Below are 23,986 nucleotides of genomic sequence, written 5' to 3' on the forward strand. Positions count from 1 at the left end.
TCGCGGGCGGCTGTCGCTGCCGCGTTCGCTGCTGGGGCGGATGCTGCTGCTGACCCTGCTGGTGGTGCTGGTGGCCCAAGGGCTGTCGAGTTTCATCTGGCTCTCGCAACTGCGCGCCAGCCAGCGCGAAGGCCTGGTGGCCAGCGCCCACAGCCTGGCCCATTCGATGAGCGCCAGCGTCAGCTACTTTCGCTCGCTGCCGTTGGCGTACCGCCCGCTGGTGCTCGACCAGTTGCGCAGCATGGGCGGCACACGCTTCTTCGTTTCCCTCAATGACCGGCCGCTGGACATGCGCGTGCTGCCCTCGACGCCGCGCAAACAAGCGGTGGTGACAGCGGTGGACGAGGTGCTGCGCCAGCGTTTGGGCGAAGCGATGCAGATCTCCGTCGAATTCGTCAGCCCGCAGGACCTGCGCATCTTCAACAGCGGCCTGAAACTGGACGAACTGCCGCGTTCCTGGGCGCATTACGCGCTGACCCTGGAGCCGGTCGATCCGCCGGTGCTGGTGACCCAGATCCGCCTGGCGGAGGGCGAATGGCTGTACATCGCCTCGCTGCTGCCCGAGCCCTACACCAGCCTCGAAGACGAAGGCCTGCCGCGCCAGCAGGTGTGGTTCATCGCCCTGACCAGTTTCTTCCTGCTGCTGTTCATCGGCCTGCTGGTGCACTGGCAGAGCCGCCCGCTCAAGCGCCTGGCGCTGGCCGCGCGGGAGATGTCACTGGGCGCCGAGGTCGAGCCGGTGGTGGAGGGCGGCGGCAGCGAAGTGGTGGAAGTGGCGCGGGCCTTCAACGCCATGCGCGAGCGCATCAGCCGTTACCTCACTGAGCGCAGCCAACTGTTCAGCGCGATTTCCCATGACCTGCGCACCCCCATCACCCGCTTGCGCCTGCGCGTCGAGCTGCTGGAAGACGAGGCGGTGCAGGCCAAGTTCGGGCGGGACCTCGACGAGCTGGAGATGCTGGTCAAGGGCGCCCTGCAATGTGTGAAAGACACCGATATCCACGAAAACATCGAGCCGATTGACCTCGATCTGATGCTGGAATGCCTGGTCGAACCGTACCTGGCCAGTGGGCGGGTCACGGTGCAGGGCCGGGTGGAGGCGCCGTACCCCGGCAAACCGCTGGCGTTGCGGCGCTGTATCGGCAACCTGATCGACAACGCGCTGAAGTATGGCGAGCGCGCTCACCTGCGGATCATCGACAGCGCTCACAGCTTCGTGCTTCAGGTCGATGACGAAGGACCGGGGGTGCCGGCGCAGCAGTTGGAGCAGGTGTTCGAACCGCATTTCCGCCTGGCCGGGCAGCAGCAGGGGTATGGGTTGGGATTGGGGATTGCGCGGAATATCGCCCATAGCCATGGGGGCGAGGTGAGCCTGCGTAATTTGCGGGAGGGTGGGTTGCGGGTGACGTTGAGTTTGCCCCGGTATTTGGGGTGATCTTTAGGGCCTTATCGCTGGCTTGCCAGCGATGAGGCCCTGAAAACCAGCAGGTGACCCGAGAAATATCAGCGACTCGTCAGTCATTATTTCGCATGTTAAATAATAGCTTTGCACTCATCCCCTCCCGGCTCCGCCATGACCAAAACCTCCCACGCGATCACCTGTTCCGACGGCCTTATCCTCCGCGCCACGCTGTTCGGCGATCCCAATACCGCCAAGGCGCTGGTGCTGCTCAATCCCGCCACCGGCGTCACCGAGCGCATGTACGCGGCGTTCGCCAGCTACCTCGCCGAACAGGGCTTCCTGGCCCTGACCTACAACTACCGCGGCGTGCAAGGCGGCACGCCGGCCAAGGCGGTCGATGCCGGGTTCAGCACCTGGGCCGACCTCGACGTCGAGGCCGTGACCCACTGGGCGGCGCGGGAATTTCCCGACCTGCCGCTGCTGGCCGTCGGGCACAGTTTCGGCGGTCACGCGTTCGGCTTGTGCGAGAGCAGCCGGCTGCTTAGCGGCGCGGTGATGATCACCTCGCAGGCCGGTTGCCTGCGCTTCATCCGGCCCACCACCGAGCGTCTGCGGGTGACCGCCTTGCTCAAGCTGATCGGCCCGTTCTGCGCGCGGGTGCTCGGTTATGTGCCGGGTCGCAAACTGGGCATCGGCGAAGACCTGCCGGCCAAGGTGATGCTGGAATGGAGCCGCTGGACCTCACTGCCCAATTACTTTTTCGATGACCCGACGATGAACGCCGTCGCGCGTTTCCGCAGGCCCAGGATGCCGGTGCTGTCGATCGGCTTCGAAGATGATCCGTGGGCGCCGGCCGAAGCCATCGACCTGATGAGCAGCCACCTCACCGATTGCACCGTCGAGCGCCGTCAGTACGGTCCGGCGGACAGCAACGGCCAGGCCATCGGTCACCTCGGGTTTTTCCGCGACCGTCACGCCAGCACGCTGTGGCCGGTGGTCAGCCAGTGGTTGGCGCAACGCCTCGAGGTGCGCGGCTGATGACATTCGATCGTCGTTACATGTACCTGCTCAACACCGCGCAGAAGCGCTTGCGCCGGCACCTTGAGCAGCGCGCGGAAAGCCGCGCCGGGATCAGCGTGGTGCAGGCCGGCGCGCTGTTCGCCCTGCTGCGCCAGGACGGCGCCTTGAGCACGGAGCTGGCCAGCCAATTGGATATCGCGCCGTCGGCGATGACCGGGCTGGCCGATCGCATGCTGCGCGCGGGCCTGCTGGAACGCCGGGTCGATGAGCAGGACAAACGCATCAACCGGCTCTGGCTGACGGCGCATGGTCGTGACGTGGCGCTGACCGCCCAGGGCGAGCTGGCGCCGCTGAACCACAATCTGACCGAGGGTTTCAGCGACGCGGAAATGCAAGTGGTGTCGCGCTGGCTGGCGGCGGTGAGCGAGCGTTTCGGCTGAATGTCACCGGCTGGTGACATTTGCGCGTCCCTTCGTTACGTCGCGGCGCGGCAGTCTGATTAGACTCCAGACAAACGCCCGCCACTGTGCCGGCCATAACAACAAGAAAAGGTCTTTGCCGATGAATGCGCTAACCCGCCTCGCCGCTGTCGTTTCCCTCGCCTCCCTGTTCCCGCTCAGCGCCCTGGCCGATGATCCCGGCACCGTGGAAGTGCTGCATTGGTGGACCTCGGGCGGCGAAGCCAAGGCGGTGGAAACCCTGAAGGAACAGGTGAAGAAAGACGGTTTCATCTGGAAGGACAACGCCGTCGCGGGCGGCGGCGGTGCCGCGGCCATGACCGTGCTCAAGACCCGCGCCATCTCCGGCAACCCACCCGCCGCCGCGCAGATCAAGGGCCCGGACATCCAGGAGTGGGGCGCGCTGGGCCTGCTCACCGAGCTGGACGACGTGGCCGTGGCCAACAAATGGGACAGCCTGCTGCCGCCGAAAGTCGCCGAGATCATGAAGTACGACGGTCACTACGTTGCAGTGCCGGTGAACATCCACCGGGTCAACTGGCTGTGGATCAACCCGCAGGTTTTCGACAAGGCCGGGGCCAAGGTGCCGACCACCCTCGACGAACTATTTGCCGCCGCCGACAAACTCAAGGCCGCCGGCTTCATCCCCCTGGCCCACGGTGGCCAGCCGTGGCAGGACAGCACGGTGTTCGAGGATGTGGCGCTGAGCATCCTCGGTCCGAAGACGTATCACGCGGCCTTCGTTGATCTGGATGAGAAGACCCTGACCGGCGCGCAGATGGTCGAGGTCTTCGGCACCCTCAAGCGGCTCGGCACCTACATGGACCCGAACCGCGCCGGGCGCGACTGGAATATCGCTGCTGCCGAAGTGATCAGCGGCAAGGCCGGCATGCAGATCATGGGCGACTGGGCCAAGAGCGAATGGACCGCCGCCGGCAAGGTTGCGGGCAAGGATTACCAGTGCGTGCCGTTCCCCGGCACGCAGGGCAGCTTCGCCTACAACATCGACTCGCTGGCGATGTTCAAGCTGAAGAACGACAACGACATCAAGGCCCAGAACGACCTGGCCAAGGTCGCCCTGGAGCCTGAATTCCAGACCGTGTTCAACCAGAACAAAGGCTCGCTGCCGGTGCGCCAGGACATGGACATGAGTCAGTTCGACGCCTGCACCCAGAAGTCCGCGGCGGACTTCAAGGACGCGGCCAAGGGTGATGGCCTGCAACCGAGCATGGCGCACAACATGGCCACCAGCCTGGCGGTGCAGGGGGCGATCTTCGATGTCGTCACCAACTTCCTCAATGACCCCGCTGCCGAGCCGGCGACGGCGGTGAAGCAACTGAGCACGGCGATCAAAGCGGCCCGTTAGGTGGCCCATCGCGAGCAAGCTCGCTCCTACAAACCCTGTAGGAGCGAGCTTGTCGGGACGCCGAACCGTCGCGAAGAGCCGTAGCGCGGCCTCATCCATCGGGACTTAATCATGAACACTGCAATCGCCCTACGGCGAGCCTCCCCCCTGGACGCCCTCCAGCGCTGGCTGCCGAAACTGGTCCTGGCTCCCAGCATGTTGATCGTGCTGGTGGGCTTCTACGGCTACATCCTCTGGACCTTCGTCCTGTCCTTCACCAACTCCAGTTTCATGCCCAGCTACAAGTGGGTCGGGCTGGCCCAGTACGCGCGGCTGATGGACAACGACCGCTGGTGGGTGGCGAGCAAGAACCTGCTGCTGTTCGGCGGCCTGTTCATCAGCATCAGCCTGGTGGTCGGGGTGCTGCTGGCGGTGCTGCTGGATCAGCGCATCCGCCGCGAAGGCTTTATCCGCACGGTTTATCTGTACCCCATGGCGCTGTCGATGATCGTCACCGGCACCGCCTGGAAATGGCTGCTCAATCCCGGCCTGGGCCTCGACAAACTGCTGCGCGATTGGGGCTGGGAGGGCGTTCGCCTCGACTGGCTGGTGGACCCCGACCGGGTCGTCTACTGCCTGGTGATCGCGGCCGTCTGGCAGGCGTCGGGCTTTGTCATGGCGCTGTTTCTCGCCGGGCTGCGCGGCGTCGATCCGTCGATCATCCGCGCCGCCCAGGTCGACGGCGCGAGCCTGCCGCGCATCTACCTGCGCATCGTCCTGCCGAGCCTGCGCCCGGTATTTTTCAGTGCGCTGATGATCCTCTCGCACATCGCGATCAAGAGCTTCGACCTGGTCGCGGCGATGACGGCCGGCGGGCCCGGCTATGCCTCGGACCTGCCGGCGATGTTCATGTACGCCTTTACCTTCAGCCGCGGGCAGATGGGCATGGGCTCGGCCAGCGCGATCCTGATGCTGGGCGCGATCCTCTCGATCCTGGTGCCGTACCTGTATTCGGAACTGCGGGGCAAACGCCATGACTAGCTCGTTGCGCCTGAGTCGCCTGGCCATCTACGCCACCCTGTTGCTGGCTTGCGCGGTGTACCTGATCCCGCTGTTGGTGATGCTGCTGACCAGCTTCAAGACCCCGGACGATATCCGCACCGGCAACCTGCTCAGTTGGCCGGAAGTGGTCACCGGCATCGGCTGGATCAAGGCCTGGGACACGGTGGGCGGCTACTTCTGGAACTCGGTGAAGATCACCGTGCCGGCCGTGCTGATCTCGACCCTGGTCGGCGCGCTCAACGGCTATGTACTGTCGATGTGGCGCTTCCGTGGTTCGCAACTGTTCTTCGGCCTGCTGTTGTTCGGCTGCTTCCTGCCGTTCCAGACCGTGCTGCTGCCGGCCTCGTTCACCCTCGGCAAGCTGGGCCTGGCCAGCACCACCACCGGCCTGGTGCTGGTGCACATCGTCTACGGCCTGGCCTTCACCACGCTGTTTTTCCGCAACTACTACTGCAGCATTCCGGGCGCCCTGGTCAGTGCCGCGCGGCTCGACGGCGCGGGCTTCTTCACGATTTTCGGGAGGATCCTGCTGCCGATGTCGGTGCCGATCATCATGGTCTGCCTGATCTGGCAGTTCACCCAGATCTGGAACGACTTTCTCTTCGGCGTGGTGTTCGCCAGCGGCGATGCCCAGCCCATCACCGTGGCCCTGAACAACCTGGTGAACACCAGCACCGGGGTCAAGGAATACAACGTCGACATGGCGGCGGCGATGATCGCCGGACTACCGACCCTGCTGGTCTATGTGCTGGCGGGCAAATACTTTCTGCGCGGGCTCACCGCCGGCGCGGTCAAGGGGTGAAACATGGCAACGCTTGAACTGCGCAACGTCAACAAGACCTACGGCAGCGGTCTGCCGGATACCTTGAAAGACATCGAACTGAAGATCGACTCCGGTGAATTCCTGATCCTCGTCGGGCCGTCCGGCTGCGGCAAATCGACCCTGATGAACTGCATCGCCGGGCTGGAACAGATCAGCGGCGGGGCGATCCTGGTGGACGACGCCGACATCAGCGGCATGAGCCCCAAGGACCGCGATATCGCCATGGTGTTTCAGTCATACGCGCTGTACCCGACCATGAGCGTGCGCGACAACATCGCCTTCGGTTTGAAGATCCGCAAAATGCCGGCGGCGGCCATCGATGAAGAGGTGGCGCGGGTGTCGCGGCTGTTGCAGATCGAGCACCTGCTGGCGCGCAAGCCCGGCCAGTTGTCCGGCGGCCAGCAGCAGCGCGTGGCGATGGGCCGGGCGCTGGCGCGGCGGCCGCGGATCTACCTGTTCGATGAGCCGCTGTCCAACCTCGACGCCAAGCTGCGGGTGGAGATGCGCACCGAAATCAAGCTGATGCACCAACGCCTGAAAACCACCACGGTCTACGTCACCCATGACCAGATCGAGGCCATGACCCTGGGCGACAAGGTGGCGGTGATGAAGGACGGCGTGATCCAGCAGTTCGGTACGCCGCAACAGATCTACAACGATCCGGCCAACCTGTTCGTCGCCAGCTTCATCGGTTCGCCGCCGATGAACTTCATTCCGTTGCGCCTGCAACGTCGGGAAGGTCGCCTGCTGGCGCTGCTCGACAGCGGCCAGGCCCGCTGCGAGCTGCCATTGGGTATCAGCGAGGCGGGGCTGGAAGAGCGCGATGTGATCCTCGGTATCCGCCCGGAACAGATCAGTCTCGCGCCCACCACAGCCAACGGCCTGCCGACCATTCGCGCCGAGGTGCAGATCACCGAGCCCACCGGGCCGGACCTGCTGGTGTTCGTCACCCTCAACCAGACCAAGGTCTGCTGCCGACTGTCACCAGACATGCCGGCGCAGGTGGGCGACAGCCTGAACCTGCAATTCGATCCGGCCCGGGTGCTGCTGTTCGACGCAGTCAGCGGCGAACGCCTCGGGGCGGTCGGCAGCTCGCGCAATGCCACTGGCAACGTGGCGCAGTTCAAGGGCCGTTGAACGTTGGCAACAACGCGTGATCACCATCGATAACAAGAAACGAGGAAATAACGGATGGAGTACTTCAAGCGCAGTCTGTCATTGAGCCCGCTGGCGTTACTGGTGGCCCTCGCCAGTAGCGGGGCGCAGGCCGCCGCGGCCTTCGACCCGTCATCGAAATGGATGAGCGGCGACTGGGACGGCAGCCGCACCGCGTTGCTGGAAAAGGGTTACGACTTCAGCCTCGACTACGTCGGCGAGGTCGCCGGCAATCTGCATGGCGGCTACAACCACGACCGTACCGCCCGCTACAGCGACCAGTTCGCCCTCGGGGTGAAACTGGATTTGCAGAAGATCCTTGGTTGGCACGACGCCGAGTTCAAGCTGGCGATCACCGAGCGCAGTGGCCGCAACCTGTCCAACGACCGCATCAGCGACCCGCGTGCCGGGCAGTACAGCTCGGTGCAGGAAGTCTGGGGCCGCGGCCAGACCTGGCGGCTGACGCAGATGTGGGTCAAGCAGAAGTACTTCGATGGCGCGCTGGATGTGAAAGTCGGCCGCTTTGGCGAAGGCGAGGATTTCAACAGCTTCCCCTGCGACTTCCAGAACCTGGCGTTCTGCGGCTCGCAGGTGGGCAACTGGGTCGGCGGCATCTGGTACAACTGGCCGGTCAGCCAGTGGGCGCTGCGGGTCAAATACAACCTCACCGAGGAATTCTTCGCCCAGGTCGGGGTGTACGAACAGAACCCCTCCAACCTCGACACGGGTAACGGCTTCAAGCTCAGCGGCAGTGGCACCAAGGGCATGATCCTGCCGGTTGAGCTGGTCTGGTCGCCGCGGGTCAACGGCCTGCCGGGGGAATACCGGCTGGGCTACTACTACAGCACCGCCAAGGCCGATGACGTCTTCGAAGACATCAACGGCCAGCCCCAAGTGCTGACCCGCGCCGCCAGCCGACAACACTCCAGCAAGCATGGCGCGTGGGTCGTGGCGCAGCAGCAGGTCACCACCCACAACGGCGACGCCGATCGTGGCCTGAGCCTGTTCGCCAACCTCACCGTGCACGACAAGGCCACCAACGTGGTGGACAACTACCAGCAGGTGGGCCTGGTCTACAAAGGTGCTTTCGATGCGCGGCCCAAGGACGATATCGGCTTTGGCGTGGCGCGGATCCACGTCAATGACGACGTGAAGAAGAGGGCGGAGTTGCTGAATGCGGCGAGCGGTATTCAAGACTACGACAACGCGGGGTTCGTGCCGCTGCAACGCACCGAGTACAACGCCGAGCTGTATTACGGCTTCCACGTCACCAACTGGCTGACCGTGCGGCCTAACCTGCAGTACATCAAGAGCCCGGGGGCGGTGGACGAGGTGGATAACGCGCTGGTGGCGGGGGTGAAGGTGCAGTCGTCGTTCTGAGGCCGGGTTGTAGTAATTCTACAAACCTTGGGGGCCTCATCGCCGGCAATGAGGCCCTTGAGGATCAACCCAGCTCATCATCCAGCGGATACCGGCTCGCATTCAGGCTTTCCTTGATCTTGCGCAGGTGCGGCTGGAAATCCACGCCGCGGCGCAAGGTCATGCCGGTCGCCAGCACATCCAGCACCGTGAGCTGAATGATCCGTGAGGTCATCGGCATATAGATGTCGGTGTCTTCCGGCAGCGGGATGTTCAGGCTCAGGCTGCTGGCCGCGGCCAGCGGCGAGTTGGCGGCGGTCAGGGCCAGTACCGAGGCGCCGTTGTCGCGGGCCAGGCGGGCGACTTCCACCAGCTCGCGGGTGCGTCCGGTGTAGGAAATGATCACGAATACGTCGCCGGTGTGCGCCACCGACGCCAGCATGCGCTGCATCAGCACGTCGGCGTGGGCCGAGACGGCGAGGTTGAAACGGAAGAATTTGTGCTGCGCATCCAGCGCCACCGGGGCCGAGGCGCCAAGGCCGAAGAAGTGAATCTGGCGGGCCTGGATCAGCATGTCGACGGCGCGGCTGATGATGTTTGGATCAAGTTGCTGGCAGGCCGTGTCCAACGAGGCGATGGCGCTGCCGAAGATCTTCTGGGTGTAGGACGCCGGATCGTCGTTCGGCTCCACCGCGCGGCTGACGTAGGCGGCGCCGCTGGCCAGGCTCTGCGCCAGTTGCAGCTTGAGTTCCGGGTAGCCACTGACACCGAACGAGCGGCAGAAACGGTTGACCGTCGGCTCGCTGACCTTGGACGCCTGGGCCAGCGCCGCGATGCTGAAACGGGTGGCTTGCTGAGGGCTTTGCAGGATGACTTCGGCGACTTTACGCTCGGCCTTGTTCAAATCGTCGAGACGGCCCTGGATCTGCTCCAGCAGGTTTCGCACGCGGTCCATGAGGGTTTCCTTGGGTCAGGGAGGCAGCCACTGGTCGGGGCGTGGCTGTTGTAACGATGGCTTATCGTACTGATGGCACCGTTACTGCACCACTTCAATCTGTCCTACAGGTCAAATGTTGTTGTTTTTACTACATTGATTGTTGATTCCTACGTCTGAAAACGGTATTTCTACGTCCACTTGGTAAAAGAACCGACATTATGTCTTCGATCAGCGTTGAGCCCTGCACCTTTGCCCTGTTCGGCGCCCTTGGCGACCTGGCGTTGCGCAAGCTGTTCCCGGCGCTCTATCAACTGGACCGGGCCGAGCTGCTGCATCCCCAGACTCGCGTGCTCGCCCTGGCCCGCGAAGCCGGCACTGCGCAGCAGCACCTGGCGGCCATCGAAGCGCACCTGCATGAATTCCTCGCACCTGCCGACCTCGACAGCGCCGCCCTGCAGCGTTTTCTGGGGCGGCTGCGCTACCTGCACATGGACTTTCTGCAGGCCCAGGACTACCCGGCGCTGGTCGAGCAGGTCGATCCCGCCGCGCCGCTGATCGCCTACTTCGCCACGCCTGCGGCGGTCTACGGCGGTATTTGCGAGAACCTCGCCAAGGCCGGTCTCAGCGAGCGCACCCGGGTGGTGCTGGAAAAACCCATCGGCCACGACCTGGAGTCGTCGCGGCGGGTCAACGATGCGGTGGCGCAGTTCTTCCCGGAAAACCGCGTCTACCGGATCGACCACTACCTGGGCAAGGAAACGGTGCAGAACCTGATCGCCCTGCGCTTTGCCAACAGCCTGTTCGAAACCCAGTGGAACCAGAATTCCATCTCCCATGTGGAGATCACCGTCGCCGAGAAGGTCGGCATCGAAGGCCGCTGGGGCTACTTCGACAAGGCCGGCCAGTTGCGCGACATGATCCAGAACCACTTGCTGCAACTGCTCTGCCTGATCGCCATGGATCCACCCAGCGACCTGTCGGCCGACAGCATCCGCGACGAGAAGGTCAAGGTGCTCAAGGCGCTGGCCCCGATCGGCGGCCAGGGCCTCGGCACCTGTGTGGTGCGCGGTCAGTACATCGCCGGCCACAGCGGCGACAAAGCGGTGCCCGGCTATCTGGAAGAAGACAACGCCAACACCCACAGCGACACCGAGACCTTCGTCGCCCTGCGCGCCGATATCCGCAACTGGCGTTGGGCCGGGGTGCCGTTCTACCTGCGCACCGGCAAGCGCATGCCGCAGAAGCTGTCGCAGATCGTTATCCACTTCAAGGAACCGCAGCACTACATCTTCGCCGCGGAACAGCGTTTGCAGATCGGCAACAAGCTGATCATCCGCCTGCAGCCGGACGAGGGCATCTCGCTGCGGGTCATGACCAAGGAGCAGGGCCTGGACAAGGGCATGCAATTACGCAGCGGCCCGCTGCAACTGAATTTCTCCGACACCTGGCGCACGGCACGCATCCCCGATGCCTACGAGCGCCTGTTGCTGGAGGTGATGCGCGGCAATCAGAACCTGTTTGTTCGCAAGGATGAAATCGAATATGCGTGGAAATGGTGCGACCAGTTGATCGCTGGCTGGAAACAGTCCGGCGATGCGCCCAAGCCTTATGCGGCGGGCACCTGGGGGCCGATGGCGGCGGTCGCGCTGATTACCCGTGATGGGAGGTCGTGGTATGGCGATATCTGAATTGCAGTGGCCGGCGTCGGTCACCGCCCGTGAATTCAAGAGTCCGGCGCAGCTTGCGCAACGGCTGGCGGCGGATGTCGCCGAGCGCTTGCGCGCAGCCATCGCCGGGCAGGGCAGGGCGACCCTGGTGGTGTCCGGCGGACGCAGTCCGGTGGCGTTCTTCGAAGCGCTGAGGCACGAGAAACTGGACTGGTCGAAGGTGCTGATCAGCCTCGCCGACGAGCGCTGGGTGCCGGTGGAACATGCCGACAGCAATGCCGGCTTGCTGCGCCGTCATCTGCTTCAGGGTGAGGTGGCGAAGGCGCGTTTTCTTGGGCTCTATCGCGCCGCCGCCAACCTCGACGCCGCCGCGCTGGAAGCCGACCAGGCGTTGGCCGAGCTGCCGCCGATCGACGTGCTGGTGCTCGGCATGGGCGATGACGGCCACACCGCGTCGCTGTTCCCCGACAGCCCGAACCTGGCCGAGGGGTTGCGTGTTGACGGCGAGCGCCGGGTCCTGCCGATGCTCGCGCCGAGCGTGCCGCACCAGCGCCTGAGCCTGACCCGGCGACTATTGGCCACAGCCGGTTTCACCGCCTTGTCCGTGCAAGGCGAGGGCAAACTCGCTACGCTGCGCGCCGCGCTGGCTGACGACGACCTGGTGCAGATGCCGATTCGCGCCTTTCTTCACGACCCCCTGGACATCTACTGGTGCCCATGAGCCAAGGATCCCTGTCATGACCACGCTCGAACGCCATACGCCATTGCTCACGATGGCCGAGAAAATCGCCCGGATCGACGCGATCTGCGGCCAGGCGCGCATCCTGCCGGTGATCACCATCGCCCGCGAGGCAGACATCCTGCCGCTGGCCGACGCCTTGGCCGCCGGTGGTATCCGCACCCTTGAAGTGACCTTGCGCTCCGAGCATGGCCTCAAGGCCATCAAGCTGCTGCGCGAACAGCGCCCGGAACTGTGCATCGGCGCCGGCACGGTGCTCGACCGCAACCTGTTCGCCGCAGTCGAAGAGGCGGGTGCGCAATTCGTGGTCACTCCCGGCATCACCCCGGAGATTCTCCAGGCCGGCGTCGACAGCGATATCCCGCTGCTGCCGGGCATCAGCACGCCTTCGGAAATCATGATGGGCTACGCCCTCGGCTACCGGCGCTTCAAGCTGTTCCCGGCGGAAATCAGCGGCGGCATTGCGGCGATCAAGGCTTATGCCGGCCCCTTCGCCGACGTGCGCTTCTGCCCGACGGGCGGGGTCAAGCCGGACAACCTGAAAAGCTACATGAGCCTGTCCAACGTGATGTGCGTGGGCGGGACCTGGATGCTCGACAGCGGCTGGATCAAGAACGGCGACTGGGCCGCAGTGGAGAAGTGCAGCGCCGAGGCGATGGCGCTGCTGAACGAATAACCATTACGTTGTGTGTTTTACGGCTTTTTGGGGCGCTTGGTCGGCGCCCCTTTTTTTATGGGGCTGGAGCACAGCAATCGCCTTAGCGGAAAAAGCTCTTGAGCGAGTGGTACATCCACATTATGAAAAAGAGCAGGGCTAGCCAGTCCAGGCATCTGTGCAAGGTTGAGCTGGTGATCATGAAGGCCAGTTTCTTCGCGGGCGCAGTCAGCGTTGGCGACTCGAAGGTCAGTCGTTGCTTGAAGTATTCCGACACGCCCTGTTCGATCAACTCGTCATTGCATTCGACGCCTTGGCTCTTGTAATACGTCCGAATCCGCTCCGCGACTTCCGCCTCGCGCTTGGCCAGGTCGAGGTGCTCCTCGATTTCCATGCGGCGGTGGCGCAAGTCATCGACGAGCGCCATGGCCCCCATCTGTTCGGCAAGCCGCCCGCCGCTCATTGCCCGGCCTTGGTCAGCAGCGTCCGCACCGGCGCTTTCTGGACGGACTTGGGCATGTTGAGGCCGATGGTGTGCAAGCCGGTGACGGCATGTTCAAGGCATTGGCTCATGGCGTATCCCTGCTGAGGTTGATGTGTGGGCATCGTCGAAAGGCTGGCTTCGATTCTTGAACAGATCGATCAGGTCATGCTGTTCCAGATTACGTTTCATGTAGCTTGAGATCAGTTGTGGAATGTCCAGCGACGGCGGGTAGTCCTCGAAGCGTTCGTCGCTATACAGGCAGGCGCAGGGACCTGCGATCGGGGTCATCGTGTGGCAGGCACAATCGCACCGGGCAGGACACTGGAAGTCGCGCATCCGCAGCCCATGCAGCGCATATTGCAGTTCGCGGGCACGGGCATATTGCTCGCCGGCCTTGCGTGTACTGCGCCTCAGGTCCTCCAGTGCGCTGCTCAGCGCCTGCAGTTCTTGCGCGTGCTTGTTGAAGAGTTGCGCTTCGGCCGGGGCCCGGGGCACCAGGCCCTGGATGAAGGTCCCCAGGTCGGAGCTCCCGGCCTGGTCGACTATCAGGCTGGCGGCCTTGTGCACGGCTTCGTCCTGCAGGTCGAGAAGTGGGCGCAAGGTTTGATGGACAATGTTCGCCTTCGACTTGGCGGCGATGATCTGCTTGGCGAGCAGGGTGCGTTTGAACGCCGAAGGGTCGTCTGTCACCGGGCTCAATGCTTCTCTCCACCCCGCCTGCCGGCGTTGCTCAAGCGTGGCGATCCGTTGGGCTTGAACATCGCGGTCTGCCTCGACAGTGCGCGGCATTTCCCTGAGCAACAGTTCATTGCGTTGGTTCTGGGTGAAGTTGATCTTTTTCATCAGCCACGCCACGAGCTTTTGGTGTAGCCAACTGCCTTTGTACCGTTCGATATTGTGCGTGTACTCACGCAGGTAGCTGTAAAAACGGTCGGCCTCATACGCCGGCAGTTTGCTGTCGCGCTCCTCGATCAGGCGCGGAAGGGCCGCTTCCAGGCGCTTGTGGGTGGCGCGCGAGAGTTCCAGCTCTTTGAACAGCGTTATGTAATCAGGGCTGAAGCGATGCTCGCGCCAGAGTGCGCGCAGCTTGATTTCCCGTTCGGCGACCACGCTCCGGTAGTCCGTGAGCAACGGCAGGATGTCTTCCTCGGCGCGCTCCAGGCGCAGCCACTCGCGGGCCAGCAATTGTTCGCGGTCGCGCAGTAATTGACGAACCTGTTGCTCGCTGGAATTGCTGTGGTAGAAGCGGACCTGGGGCCGTCCGTTCAGCGCGCAGATGACGTCCTGCTTGATCAGCAGATCGTTCATGGTGAGCCTCGAAAGTGCTCGTCGCCGTTCGTTGAGAATCAGTTCGTGCTGGCGCGAATTGTCTTCGACCAGCGCAAGGAGGGTGCCGGGTGTCATGCGAGAGGAGTGCTCATCAGTGTCCTTTCTTGATGGGGTGCTGCCGGTTCAGTCCCGGTGGGTCCGCGCAACAAGCATCGAACGCAGAATACTGAGATATTCCTCCGGCTGCACCCATAAAAAAGTCGCCTGCAAGGCGCTGTTGGCGGGTGTTTAGTGCTGAGTCGTCTGTGTTTGAGCTTCCTGATAAGCCTTGGAAAACCCGCGGCTGAAGCCGCTGCAGAACGACGTCCCAAACAGAATGGCGAACGCCAGCATGAAAATCAGCCACAGGCGGAACGCATTGCTGATGATGAGCCGGCCGAAAAACCTCTCCCTGACGTTCATGGGCTTCGCTTCGAACACCAGCCGATGCTGGAAGAATTCCCGCACGCCCTCGTTCACCAGTTCGTCATCGCACTCGATGCCCTGGCTCTTGTAATAGGCCCGGATACGCTCCGCGACTTCCGCCTCGCGCTTGGCCAGATCAAGGTGTTCCTCGATCTCCATGCGGCGGTGGCGCAGGTCGTCGACGAGGGCCATGGCCCCCATCTGTTCGGAAAGACGCCCGTTGCTCATTGCGCCGCCTTGGTCAGCAGTTCGGCAAAGGCGCGCTTGGCGTCTTCGACGGCGCTGGCGATGTCCTGCGCGGCCTTGGTGGACTCGGTGCGGTAGGTGTCGGTCAGGGTTTTCATGTCGTTCTGGAACGCCAGGGTGGCTTGGGCCAGGGCGCGCACGGAGTCGACGCGGATGGTCGAACCGTAACTGGCTTTCAGTGCATCGTTGAGTTGCTGCTGGGTGTTGCTGCCGAGGGCTTCCAGGCCTTTGCTGATGCCGTCGGTGGTGGCGTTGAGGGTGTGCGTCGCTTCCGCCATGCCCTGGTTGGCCGAGAACGACACCGCAAGGCTGGTGAGGACGATCTCGTTGGTGGAGAAGAACGACACCATGCGCTGGTATTGGCGCTCTTTCACCACATGCACCTGGCTGATGCGGGCGAAGACCATTTCCGCCGTGTTGTAGCCGACCCGCAGGTCGTCGGCGATGTCCTTGATGATCTGGTAGCGCTTGTCTTCGTTCTGCAGTTCACGCACGGCCAGGTCGCGTTTCAGTTCCAGCGCGGAGCGTTCCGCCCCGGCCAGTTCGCCGGCAGCTGTCACGTTGGTGTTTGCGTCGTCCAGTTCGCGGCTGCGTTGTGCCAGGGCCTCGGTGGCCACGGCCAGCACTTCCTGGGCGTTGACCTCGGCGGTCTTCATCGCCAGGCGGAAATCCATGTAGGACTCCAGAATCGCGTTTTCCCGCACGATCTGCTCATTGGCCAGTTTGCAGGCCTGCAGGTAATGCTTGCGGATGTCTTCGAAACGGCTGGGGATCGAGCCGCGACGCACGTTCATCCAGGTCAGCTTGAGGCGCTCCACGGTGTCGAGGCGGCCGTCTTCCATCCACAAGGCCATGGCAGCGGCGTCTTCGCGGATCGAGGTGAAGCTGTTGGTGATGTTCATGAAGCGGGTGGACACGTCCATGCCCTGGATCTGGTCGCGGACCATGCTGTTGAAGCTGGTGGACTGCTGCAGCACGGCGGCGATGGCGGTGACTTTCTCGTTGTCGTACTGCGCGACCTTGTCCAGCAACGCCAGCACCGGCGCTTCCTGAACAGGCTTGGGCATGTTGATGCCGATGGTGCGCAGGCCGGTGACGGCACGTTCGAGGTATTGGCTCATGGGGTGTCCTTACGAAGAAGAGAGTTCGGTGGCTGCGCCGGGCGCCGTTGTTGCCGGCTCCGGCACCTGATCGTTGAATAACAACCGTTGGTCGTTGAACAGGCTCATCAGGTCGTCCAGCGCCAGGTTTCGTTTCATGTAGCCAGTGATAAGACCGGTGCAGTCCAGCTCGGGCGGATAGGTGTAATAGCGTTCGTCGTCGTACACGCAGGGGCACTGGCCCTGGAAGTTCTCATCGCGGTGACAGGCGCAGGTGCACTGCTCGCCGCAGTCGGTTTCTTCCTCGCGCAAGGTGCGCAGGCCCCATTCCAGCTCCTTGGCGTGGTGATAGTCCTCCAGGGCCTTGTCGACGTTTTCCTCCAGGCCCTCGACCCGGTTGCTCGAATCAGCAAGCTTGCTCCAGTACTGGTTGAGCGTGTTGCTGTGTTCGGGGCACTCGTTCACCAGCATTTCGAGGATGTCATCGATGCTGTGGTTGCCCAGTTGGGCGTCGATCCAGCGCTCGATGTCCTGGGTGTAGCTGTCTTCGCAATCGATGAAGAGCACAAGCTGGTCGTAGGCCGCATTGGCCCGCGTCTTGGCGGCGATGATCTGCTTGGCCAGCAGTGTCCTGCGCAGCGTCGTGGCATCGGCACGCAGCCCGCCGCCAGCCTTCGCCCAGTTCGCCACATTCTGCTCATCGAGCGTCAGCAGCCTGGCGTTGTGCGCTTCCACCAACGTTGCGACGCTGTCGGGCATGGAGCGCAGAATCAGTTCGTTGCGGCGGTTTTCGCGGTAATTGACCTTGCTCGCCAGCCAGTCATCACACTGGCGGAACAGCCGCCCGCGGGAATAGTCGTCCGTGCCATAGCGCCGGGTGCGCAGGTACACGTAGAACGGGTTGGTTTCGTAGGCCGGCATCTTCTTGTCGCGCTCTTCGATGAGCTGCGCCAGCGAGTCTTGCAAGCGTTGCCGCGCCTGGATGATGTCTTGCCCCTGGCGCATCAGCGAGGTGTAGTCCGGGTGCAGGATGTGTGCCTGCCACAACTGCGGAAGTCGCTGCTCCCGCTGGTTGACCAGCGCGCGGAACTCGCTGACCAGTTGGGTGATGTCGTTCTCCACTTCTGCCAGTTGCGCGCGGTATTTCGACTCCTGCTGCTGGCGTTCCTGCAGCGCATGGCGCACCTGCTGATCGAGGGCCGGGTGCTCGATCGGCGCGGCTTCGATACGGCGCAGGTTGGCAATGGTGTCCTGGGTCAGCAGCATGTCTTGGGCGGTGGCTTTCGACAGTGTCGTCTGAAGTCCGGTCAGGATGTTTTCGTAGTGGCGAACGTTGTCTTCGACAAGCGCCATGAGGGAGCCGGGAGTCATGGGCGTGGGTGTCCGGAGTCTTGAGGCGGTAGGCCGTGAGCAGATCGGGAGGTGCTCGGAGGGAAACTCATTTCGTCCGTGATCTCGATGCGGTGAGGGGGTAACGCGGTCGTCGCAGTATATCCAGCAGCACAAGCAAAATAATGGCATTTCCCCTGGTGTTCAAACAAAAAAGCCCGCCTCCAGAGAGGCGGGCTTTTCAGTGTGACGACAGCGCGGTCTGGCTTACGCCGCCTTCGCCGCCTGCTGGCTCAGGGAGCGGTTCAGCGCGCTGAACAGGGCCTTGAAGCTGGCGGTGGTGATGTTTTCATCGATGCCCACGCCGTGCACCGGACGACCACCGGCAACGCGCAGTTCGATGTACGCCGCGGCCTTGGCGTTGGTGCCGGCGCCGATGGCGTGTTCGTTGTAGTCCATGATTTCCACGGCGACCGGCAGGCCGGCAACCAGGGCTTCCAGGGCGCCGTTGCCCTTGCCGCGCCAGTGCAGGGTGGTCTCGCCTTCACCGGCGACTTCCACTTCCACGGCGCTGTGGCCGTTTTCTTCCTGCAGGCGATGGCTGACCAGCGCATACGGTGCGTTGGCCTGGAGGTATTCGCGGTGCAGCAGGTTGTAGATCTGCTGGGCGGTCATTTCCAGGCCCAGGCGGTCGGTTTCACCCTGGACGACCTGGCTGAACTCGATCTGCATGCGGCGCGGCAGGCTGATGCCGTATTCCTGTTCGAGCAGGTAGGTGATACCGCCCTTGCCGGACTGGCTGTTGACGCGGATCACCGCCTCGTAGCTGCGGCCGATGTCGGCCGGGTCGATCGGCAGGTACGGCACTTCCCACAGGGTGCCTTCTTTCTGCTGGGTGAAGCCCTTGCGGATGGCGTCCTGGTGCGAGCCGGAGAACGCGGTGTGAACCAGGTCGCCGACATACGGGTGACGTGGGTGCACCGGCAACTGGTTGCATTCCTCGACGACCTTGCGCACGCCGTCGATGTCGGAGAAGTCCAGCTCAGGGTCGATGCCCTGGGTGTAGAGGTTCAACGCCAGGGTCACCAAATCGACGTTACCGGTACGCTCGCCGTTGCCGAACAGGCAGCCTTCAGCGCGGTCGGCGCCAGCCATCAGGCCCAGTTCGGTGGCGGCGACGCCGGTGCCACGGTCGTTGTGGGTGTGCAGGCTGATCAGCACGCTGTCGCGGCGGTTGACGTTGCGGCAGAACCATTCGATCTGGTCGGCGTAGACGTTCGGCGTCGAGACTTCGACGGTGGCCGGCAGGTTGAGGATGATCTTGTGGTCCGGGGTCGGGTTCCACACTTCGATGACCGCGTCGCAGACTTCCTTGGCGAACTCCAGTTCGGTGGCGCTGAAGGTTTCTGGCGAGTACTCGAAGGTCCAGTTGGTTTCAGGCTGCTGGGCGGCATATTTGACGAACAGCTTGGCCGCGTTCACCGCGATGTCCTTCACGCCTTGCTTGTCCTGGTTGAAGACGATGCGACGGAACGACGGGCAGGTGGCGTTGTACAGGTGGACGATGGCTTTTTTCGCGCCACGCAGGGACTCGAAGGTACGCGCGATGAGGTCTTCGCGAGCCTGGGTCAGGACCTGGATGGTGGTGTCGTCAGGGATGTGGCCGTCTTCGATCAGGGTACGCACGAAGTCGAAGTCGGTTTGCGAGGCGGACGGGAACGATGCCTCGATCTCTTTCACGCCAACGCTGACCAGGGTCTTCCAGAAACGCAGCTTCTTCTCGGCATCCATCGGCTCGATCAGCGACTGGTTGCCGTCGCGCAGGTCGGAGCTGCACCAGATCGGCGCCTGGGTGATGGTCTTCGACGGCCAGGTACGGTCAGGCAAGTCGATGGTCGGGAAGGCGCGGTATTTCTTCGAAGGGTCTTTGAGCATGGACATCAGAGCAATCCTTTAAATGCGGCCTGGAACGGGCCTGCCGGATACGAATTTTTTTGGAAGGGGCGAGGCGACGCGATTCAGCTTGGTAGTCGTGCACTGACCAGGCAAAGGCTGCGGTGTTGGCGGAGCAGGATGAGGGTTTTGGCGGTTTTCATGCCCTCAACCCTAACCAGTGGGGTGAAAGATGGCAAGCACCTGGGGAAAATTGATAGAAATGTGCGGAAACAGCTTTTTATCGACATTTAATCGCGGGTTGTAACGAAAAAGACCGCGTCGGTTGCGCGGTCTTTTTGATTGGCGCAAGCACGCCGTTCCAGCGCTGGCTCAGGGCTGGAAAGCACCGATGAAAATTGCCGGATCGACCCGCGCATCGTTGAGGCTGATGTTCCAGTGCATGTGCGGACCGGTGGCGCGGCCGGTGGAGCCGACCTTGCCGACCACCGCGCCGCGGCTCACGACCTGGCCGGTCTTCACGTCGATTTTCGACAGGTGGCAGAACATGCTGATGAAGCCTTGGCCGTGATCGACGAACACGGTGTTGCCGTTGAAGAAGTAGTTGCCGGTGAGGATCACCTTGCCGTTGGCCGGGGTCTTGATCGGTGTGCCGGCGGGTACGGCGAAGTCCAGGCCGGAATGCGGGTTGCGTTCTTCACCGTTGAAGAAGCGGCGCACGCCGAAGCGGCTCGACAGCGGTCCGCTGACCGGTTTGTCCAGCAGCAGGTTGCTTGGCGTACCGGGACTGAAACTGCGATAGGCCTTCAGTTGCTCGGCCAGTTCGGCGTCGATGCGCTTGAGGTCGGCCGGGTTCGGGTTGACCTGGCGCTGGTTTTTCAGGGTGATGCGCTGTTCCTGATACTTCTTGCTGCCGACGTTGAAATTCAGCGTGCGGCTGCCCTGGGTTAGGCTGGCGGCGCCCGGCTTCTGGGTCAGCGGAATGCCGACGATGGCCAGCCAGTTGTCCTGTTCCTTGACCACCAATACTGGCTTGCCGTCGAAACGGGCGGTCAGTGGCTGGGCGGACGGGCCGAGGTCGACCACGGCGACGCCGCCGGGTACCGGCTTGTTCAGTTGACGGGTGATGTAGCTGGCCTGGGCACTGCTGGCGAAGGTCAGGCAGAGCAGGAGCAGCGAGGCGAACAGTCTTGGCATGGATTCAGTCCAGTAGGGAAAGCGTGACCGGCGTCTGGTGGTTGTCTTCGACCCGCACCAGCAATTCGCCTTCGCCCAGGCGGGCTTTCAGGCGCTGGCCGTTGTGCGTCTGCGCGGCGCTGCGGATCGCCTGGCCGCGCTCGTCGAGGAGGATGCTGTAGCCGCGACCCAGCGTCGCCAGCGGGCTGACCACTTCGAGCATTTGCACCTGACTCTGGAGCTGTTGGCGGCGATCCTTGAGGGTGTCGCGCATGGCGCGTGGCAGGCGCTCGGCGAGGTTGTCGAGGCGTTCCTTGAGCAGCGCCAGGGTGCGGCCGGGATGCTGCGCGGCGAGGCGCGTGTCGAGTCGCGCCAGACGCTCGCGGCGCCGGTTCAGGCGCTGCTCGAAGGCGCGGCGCAAACGCATGTCGAGGTCGTCCAGACGCTGCGCCTGCTGGCGCAGCCGTTCGCCGGGGTGACGTAGGCGCCGGGCCAGGCTGTCGAGGCGCAGGCGATCGTGGCTCAGGCGGCTTTGCATGCGCAGCAGCAGGCGCCGTTGCAGGCTTTCCAGGCGGCGTTGCAGGTCGCTGCTGTCCGGCGCCAGCAGCTCGGCGGCGGCCGAGGGCGTCGGGGCGCGGACGTCGGCGACGAAGTCACTGATGGACACGTCGGTTTCATGGCCGACGGCGCTGACGATGGGCGTGACACAGGCGGCGATGGCGCGGGCCACGGCTTCTTCGTTGAAGCACCAGAGGTCTTCCAGCGAACCGCCGCCACGGGCCAGGATCAGTGCGTCGAAGCCCTGGGCGTCAGCTTTTTGCAGGGCGCGGACAATCTGCCCGATGGCTTCGCGGCCTTGCACGGCGGTGGGGATCAGGTTCAGCTCGACCTGCGGCGCGCGGCGGCGGAACACGCTGATGATGTCGCGGATCACCGCGCCGGTGGGCGAGCTAATGATGCCGATGCGTTGCGGGTGAGCGGGCAGGGCGCGCTTGCGTTCGGCGGCGAACAGGCCTTCGGCGCTGAGCTTCTCTTTCAATGCTTCGAAGGCCAGGCGCAGCGCGCCGTCACCGGCCGGCTCCACGGTGTCGAGGATCAGTTGGTAGTCGCCGCGGCCTTCGAACAGCGAGACCTTGCCGCGCACCTTGACCGCCAGGCCATCGCGCAACGCCTGGCGAACCCGCGCGGCGTTATTGCGAAACAGCGCGCAACGCACCTGGGCGCCGCTGTCCTTGAGGGTGAAGTAGATGTGGCCGGAAGCCGGGCGGGCGAGGTTGGATATCTCGCCCTCGACCCAGATGCTGCTGAAAACATCTTCCAGCAGCACGCGGGCGCGGCCGTTGAGTTGGCTGACGGTGAGGACTTCACGGTCGAGGCCGAGGCGTTCGAAAGGGTCTCTGATCATGGGGCGGCACTATAAAGGATCGCGGGGTGGGGTGTCCTGCCTATCCGGTACATAGGACAACACTCTGAAAGCCTGTAGAAATTACAGCGATCTTTGTAAGTCACTGCTTGACTCTGAAGTCACTAGAGGGTTTATCGTCCGCTCATCGAAGTATTCAATGGACCGCACAAACCGCCTTGGTTTGTGATCTTCAACAAGGATGTTGATGAAATGAACGATCCCTGATCCCCCTCCCTTAATACGCGAAGCGTAACTTTTCGCGTGCCCGTAAGTTCGCCCGTACAACCCGGCCTGATTGAAGGGCCGCTGTTGCGCTGTCGGCTGGGCGTTGAAAAACATCAATAACATTATCGAACGTTGTCCGTTCGGTTCGTGGCTACCTGCGCTTGTGTGTTTTTACAATAAACATCAATGGAAATGAGGAACTTCATGAACAGCAGCGATTTCTCCGCACGCCTGAAAGCGTTGGGTATCGACCCGTTGAAAGCGGCGGCAGCATCGGTTTCGGAACTTTATCGATTGCCGCAGAACACGCTCGATGAGATCAAGACGTCGTTGATTGTCGATGCCTTCCGTTTTCACTACCGCAACAATGCTTATTATCGGCAGGCCTGTAACAGCAAGGGCATTAATGAAGACAGCATCGCGACCTTCGATGACCTGATCCGCATTCCGCTGGTGCCGATCGCCAAGTTCAAGTCCGCCAGCAGTCACGAGTTGCTGTCCAAGCCGCTTGCGCAGATCGAACACGAAATGCGCAGCACCGGCACCAGCGGTATTCCGAGTATTTCCCGGCGCTGCCATGAAACCGTCGATGTTGCGGTGGTGGCGATCTATGCCATGTACCGCGAGTTCCTCGGTATTTCCAAAGGCGCGGGCTTGTATATCTGCCCGTCCACTGAGGAAATCCCGGAGATGGGCATGATCAAGGCACTGAACATGCTCGCCGGCATGCTCGATACCCATCGGTTCATGGTCAAGCAGGAGCGCTTCGTTCCCGAGCAGGCCATCGAACAGCTCAAGGGCTGGGAAAACCAGTTCACCCGCCACATCATCGGCCCGCCGTTCCTGATCTATCGCCTGCTGCAGTTCCTCAAGCAGACCGGCCAGCGCCTGACTCTGGACCGCGGCAGCCGGGTGATCACCCTCGGCGGCTGGAAGCGCTTTACCGGGCAGATGATTTCGCGCCGCGAATTCAACCTGATGTGTCAGGAATACCTCGGCATCGATCCGGGTTCGGTGCGCGACATCTACGCGCTGGTGGAATCCAACGTCATGGCCATTGATGACGAACACCAGGTCAAGCACGTTTCGCCCTATGTGCACTTCACCGTGCGCGACATGAACGACCTGAGCCGTGAAGTCGCGCCGGGCGAGAAGGGCGTGCTGGGGATTCTCGATCCGCTGGCGCTGGCGACGCCGGGAATGATCCTGACCGAGGACGTCGTCATCCTGCTGCCGGGTGAAAGTCCGTCGGGACGCAGTGGCCAGCGCATGGAATATGTGATGCGCGCGCCATCGTCGCTGGAGTTCGGTTGCTGTGCGGTAAACCTGGAAAAAACCATGGACGGACAAACCTCGAGCACCTGCCCGATCGCCAGTTGATAGTGTGGACCTCGCAAAAGGACTTTGTATGTTCAACGATATTATCGTCAGAAACTTTTCCGACCCTGTATACGCCGCCGAAGTTGATGAACAGGTCGCCGCCATCGAGCTGGGTAATCCGGTGTGCGGCGACCGTATTCGCGTGCAGTTCGAAGTGCTCGATCGCGCTATTCAGAATGTTCGTTATCAGGCCTGGGGCTGTGCAACTTCCCTGGCCACCGGAAATATATTCTGCGCGCAGATAGACGGTAAGTCCCTCGATACGCTCGAGGCTATTACCAGTACCGACATGCAACAGATGTTAGGCGAAATAGAACCTTCGCAACATCATTGCCTGGAAATGCTCAAGTCACTCTTTATCCAGCTACGGCAATACAACGCCGCCTGAGGAA

At 62.8% G+C, this 23,986-nt stretch carries 22 protein-coding genes; 13 read left to right on the plus strand and 9 right to left on the minus strand.

Going from position 1 to position 23,986, the window contains the following annotated elements; genetic code table 11:
• The first annotated feature begins 16 nt into the window (after window positions 1-16).
• The 8 genes from NTD82_RS10540 (at window position 17) to NTD82_RS10575 (ending at window position 8,645) form a co-directional block, all read left to right on the plus strand.
• A complete protein-coding gene (locus NTD82_RS10540; protein ID WP_262128744.1) occupies window positions 17-1,435 on the plus strand; it encodes an ATP-binding protein in 1,419 nt (472 codons plus the stop codon).
• Window positions 1,436-1,573: 138 nt separating this feature from the next.
• A complete protein-coding gene (locus NTD82_RS10545) occupies window positions 1,574-2,440 on the plus strand; it encodes an alpha/beta fold hydrolase (protein ID WP_262128699.1) in 867 nt (288 codons plus the stop codon).
• The gene (locus tag NTD82_RS10550) at window positions 2,440-2,862 is read left to right on the plus strand and encodes a MarR family winged helix-turn-helix transcriptional regulator (protein ID WP_095154261.1); all 423 of its coding nucleotides are present in this window, start codon (window positions 2,440-2,442) and stop codon (window positions 2,860-2,862) included. The genes NTD82_RS10545 and NTD82_RS10550 overlap by 1 nt, the downstream gene beginning before the upstream one ends.
• Before the next feature lie 121 nt (window positions 2,863-2,983).
• Entirely contained in the window at window positions 2,984-4,246 is a 1,263-nt protein-coding gene (locus tag NTD82_RS10555; protein ID WP_262128700.1) for an ABC transporter substrate-binding protein, read from the plus strand.
• Window positions 4,247-4,357: 111 nt separating this feature from the next.
• Window positions 4,358-5,266, plus strand: a complete 909-nt coding sequence (locus NTD82_RS10560) for a carbohydrate ABC transporter permease (RefSeq protein ID WP_262128701.1) — start codon at window positions 4,358-4,360, stop codon at window positions 5,264-5,266.
• Window positions 5,259-6,089: a carbohydrate ABC transporter permease gene (locus NTD82_RS10565; RefSeq protein ID WP_262128702.1), complete on the plus strand. Its 831-nt coding sequence runs from the start codon at window positions 5,259-5,261 to the stop codon at window positions 6,087-6,089. Before NTD82_RS10560 ends, NTD82_RS10565 begins: the two co-directional genes overlap by 8 nt.
• 3 nt (window positions 6,090-6,092) lie before the next feature.
• Window positions 6,093-7,247 carry an ABC transporter ATP-binding protein gene (locus tag NTD82_RS10570; RefSeq protein ID WP_262128703.1) on the plus strand — a complete coding sequence of 385 codons (1,155 nt, stop codon included), beginning with the start codon at window positions 6,093-6,095 and terminating at the stop codon, window positions 7,245-7,247.
• Between the two features lie 54 nt (window positions 7,248-7,301).
• Window positions 7,302-8,645 (plus strand): carbohydrate porin, encoded by a 1,344-nt coding sequence (locus NTD82_RS10575; RefSeq protein WP_262128704.1) that lies wholly within the window; start codon window positions 7,302-7,304, stop codon window positions 8,643-8,645.
• Window positions 8,646-8,709: 64 nt separating this feature from the next.
• On the opposite strand, the gene NTD82_RS10580 is transcribed toward NTD82_RS10575, so the two are convergent.
• Window positions 8,710-9,570 carry a MurR/RpiR family transcriptional regulator gene (locus tag NTD82_RS10580; RefSeq protein WP_218241215.1) on the minus strand — a complete coding sequence of 287 codons (861 nt, stop codon included), beginning with the start codon at window positions 9,568-9,570 and terminating at the stop codon, window positions 8,710-8,712.
• A 209-nt stretch (window positions 9,571-9,779) separates the two neighbouring features.
• Here NTD82_RS10580 and zwf point away from each other — a divergent pair, with 209 nt between their 5' ends.
• Genes zwf through NTD82_RS10595 form a run of 3 tightly spaced genes read left to right on the plus strand, consistent with a single transcriptional unit; the run spans window position 9,780 to window position 12,643 of the window.
• Window positions 9,780-11,249, plus strand: coding sequence for a glucose-6-phosphate dehydrogenase (gene zwf, locus NTD82_RS10585; RefSeq protein ID WP_095154254.1), 1,470 nt, complete (start codon window positions 9,780-9,782; stop codon window positions 11,247-11,249).
• Window positions 11,236-11,949 (plus strand): 6-phosphogluconolactonase, encoded by a 714-nt coding sequence (gene pgl / locus NTD82_RS10590; RefSeq protein WP_262128705.1) that lies wholly within the window; start codon window positions 11,236-11,238, stop codon window positions 11,947-11,949. Before zwf ends, pgl begins: the two co-directional genes overlap by 14 nt.
• A gap of 16 nt (window positions 11,950-11,965) precedes the next feature.
• The gene (locus NTD82_RS10595; protein ID WP_095154252.1) at window positions 11,966-12,643 is read left to right on the plus strand and encodes a bifunctional 4-hydroxy-2-oxoglutarate aldolase/2-dehydro-3-deoxy-phosphogluconate aldolase; all 678 of its coding nucleotides are present in this window, start codon (window positions 11,966-11,968) and stop codon (window positions 12,641-12,643) included.
• Window positions 12,644-12,725: 82 nt separating this feature from the next.
• Here the strand turns inward: NTD82_RS10595 and NTD82_RS10600 are convergent, their stop codons facing one another.
• The 8 genes from NTD82_RS10600 to xseA all read right to left on the minus strand — a co-directional run bounded on the left by NTD82_RS10600 (window position 12,726) and on the right by xseA (window position 21,989).
• Window positions 12,726-13,085: a DUF6384 family protein gene (locus NTD82_RS10600; protein WP_095154251.1), complete on the minus strand. Its 360-nt coding sequence runs from the start codon at window positions 13,083-13,085 to the stop codon at window positions 12,726-12,728.
• 93 nt (window positions 13,086-13,178) lie between these two features.
• Entirely contained in the window at window positions 13,179-14,510 is a 1,332-nt protein-coding gene (locus tag NTD82_RS10605; protein ID WP_262128706.1) for a hypothetical protein, read from the minus strand.
• Between the two features lie 153 nt (window positions 14,511-14,663).
• The gene (locus tag NTD82_RS10610; protein ID WP_095154249.1) at window positions 14,664-15,068 is read right to left on the minus strand and encodes a DUF6384 family protein; all 405 of its coding nucleotides are present in this window, start codon (window positions 15,066-15,068) and stop codon (window positions 14,664-14,666) included.
• Window positions 15,065-16,207, minus strand: coding sequence for a merozoite surface protein 3b (locus NTD82_RS10615; RefSeq protein WP_095154248.1), 1,143 nt, complete (start codon window positions 16,205-16,207; stop codon window positions 15,065-15,067). The genes NTD82_RS10610 and NTD82_RS10615 overlap by 4 nt, the downstream gene beginning before the upstream one ends.
• 9 nt (window positions 16,208-16,216) lie before the next feature.
• A complete protein-coding gene (locus tag NTD82_RS10620; protein WP_262128707.1) occupies window positions 16,217-17,557 on the minus strand; it encodes a hypothetical protein in 1,341 nt (446 codons plus the stop codon).
• Window positions 17,558-17,782: 225 nt separating this feature from the next.
• Complete coding sequence (leuA, locus tag NTD82_RS10625; RefSeq protein ID WP_262128708.1) at window positions 17,783-19,456, minus strand: 2-isopropylmalate synthase; 1,674 nt, start codon at window positions 19,454-19,456, stop codon at window positions 17,783-17,785.
• Between the two features lie 324 nt (window positions 19,457-19,780).
• Window positions 19,781-20,605: a peptidoglycan DD-metalloendopeptidase family protein gene (locus tag NTD82_RS10630; RefSeq protein WP_262128709.1), complete on the minus strand. Its 825-nt coding sequence runs from the start codon at window positions 20,603-20,605 to the stop codon at window positions 19,781-19,783.
• 4 nt (window positions 20,606-20,609) lie between these two features.
• The gene (gene xseA / locus NTD82_RS10635; RefSeq protein WP_262128710.1) at window positions 20,610-21,989 is read right to left on the minus strand and encodes an exodeoxyribonuclease VII large subunit; all 1,380 of its coding nucleotides are present in this window, start codon (window positions 21,987-21,989) and stop codon (window positions 20,610-20,612) included.
• Between the two features lie 429 nt (window positions 21,990-22,418).
• Between xseA and NTD82_RS10640 the strand changes: the two genes are divergently transcribed.
• Both NTD82_RS10640 and NTD82_RS10645 read left to right on the plus strand, forming a co-directional pair.
• The gene (locus NTD82_RS10640; protein WP_262128711.1) at window positions 22,419-23,594 is read left to right on the plus strand and encodes a hypothetical protein; all 1,176 of its coding nucleotides are present in this window, start codon (window positions 22,419-22,421) and stop codon (window positions 23,592-23,594) included.
• 28 nt (window positions 23,595-23,622) lie between these two features.
• Window positions 23,623-23,982, plus strand: a complete 360-nt coding sequence (locus NTD82_RS10645; RefSeq protein WP_262128712.1) for an iron-sulfur cluster assembly scaffold protein — start codon at window positions 23,623-23,625, stop codon at window positions 23,980-23,982.
• Window positions 23,983-23,986: the final 4 nt, after the last annotated feature.

This window comes from Pseudomonas sp. 5P_5.1_Bac1 (assembly GCF_025466015.1).
Lineage (GTDB): Bacteria > Pseudomonadota > Gammaproteobacteria > Pseudomonadales > Pseudomonadaceae > Aquipseudomonas.

Bases quoted from the DNA above. Each gene is read 5' to 3' on its own strand.
- NTD82_RS10545 (WP_262128699.1), top strand. From the start codon at position 1,574: ATGACCAAAACCTCCCACGCGATCACCTGTTCCGACGGCCTTATCCTC.
- NTD82_RS10550 (WP_095154261.1), top strand. From the start codon at position 2,440: ATGACATTCGATCGTCGTTACATGTACCTGCTCAACACCGCGCAGAAG.
- NTD82_RS10555 (WP_262128700.1), top strand. From the start codon at position 2,984: ATGAATGCGCTAACCCGCCTCGCCGCTGTCGTTTCCCTCGCCTCCCTG.
- NTD82_RS10560 (WP_262128701.1), top strand. From the start codon at position 4,358: ATGAACACTGCAATCGCCCTACGGCGAGCCTCCCCCCTGGACGCCCTC.
- NTD82_RS10565 (WP_262128702.1), top strand. From the start codon at position 5,259: ATGACTAGCTCGTTGCGCCTGAGTCGCCTGGCCATCTACGCCACCCTG.
- NTD82_RS10570 (WP_262128703.1), top strand. From the start codon at position 6,093: ATGGCAACGCTTGAACTGCGCAACGTCAACAAGACCTACGGCAGCGGT.
- NTD82_RS10575 (WP_262128704.1), top strand. From the start codon at position 7,302: ATGGAGTACTTCAAGCGCAGTCTGTCATTGAGCCCGCTGGCGTTACTG.
- zwf (WP_095154254.1), top strand. From the start codon at position 9,780: ATGTCTTCGATCAGCGTTGAGCCCTGCACCTTTGCCCTGTTCGGCGCC.
- pgl (WP_262128705.1), top strand. From the start codon at position 11,236: ATGGCGATATCTGAATTGCAGTGGCCGGCGTCGGTCACCGCCCGTGAA.
- NTD82_RS10595 (WP_095154252.1), top strand. From the start codon at position 11,966: ATGACCACGCTCGAACGCCATACGCCATTGCTCACGATGGCCGAGAAA.
- NTD82_RS10600 (WP_095154251.1), bottom strand. From the start codon at position 13,085: ATGAGCGGCGGGCGGCTTGCCGAACAGATGGGGGCCATGGCGCTCGTC.
- NTD82_RS10605 (WP_262128706.1), bottom strand. From the start codon at position 14,510: ATGACACCCGGCACCCTCCTTGCGCTGGTCGAAGACAATTCGCGCCAG.
- NTD82_RS10610 (WP_095154249.1), bottom strand. From the start codon at position 15,068: ATGAGCAACGGGCGTCTTTCCGAACAGATGGGGGCCATGGCCCTCGTC.
- NTD82_RS10615 (WP_095154248.1), bottom strand. From the start codon at position 16,207: ATGAGCCAATACCTCGAACGTGCCGTCACCGGCCTGCGCACCATCGGC.
- NTD82_RS10620 (WP_262128707.1), bottom strand. From the start codon at position 17,557: ATGACTCCCGGCTCCCTCATGGCGCTTGTCGAAGACAACGTTCGCCAC.
- leuA (WP_262128708.1), bottom strand. From the start codon at position 19,456: ATGTCCATGCTCAAAGACCCTTCGAAGAAATACCGCGCCTTCCCGACC.
- NTD82_RS10630 (WP_262128709.1), bottom strand. From the start codon at position 20,605: ATGCCAAGACTGTTCGCCTCGCTGCTCCTGCTCTGCCTGACCTTCGCC.
- xseA (WP_262128710.1), bottom strand. From the start codon at position 21,989: ATGATCAGAGACCCTTTCGAACGCCTCGGCCTCGACCGTGAAGTCCTC.
- NTD82_RS10640 (WP_262128711.1), top strand. From the start codon at position 22,419: ATGAACAGCAGCGATTTCTCCGCACGCCTGAAAGCGTTGGGTATCGAC.
- NTD82_RS10645 (WP_262128712.1), top strand. From the start codon at position 23,623: ATGTTCAACGATATTATCGTCAGAAACTTTTCCGACCCTGTATACGCC.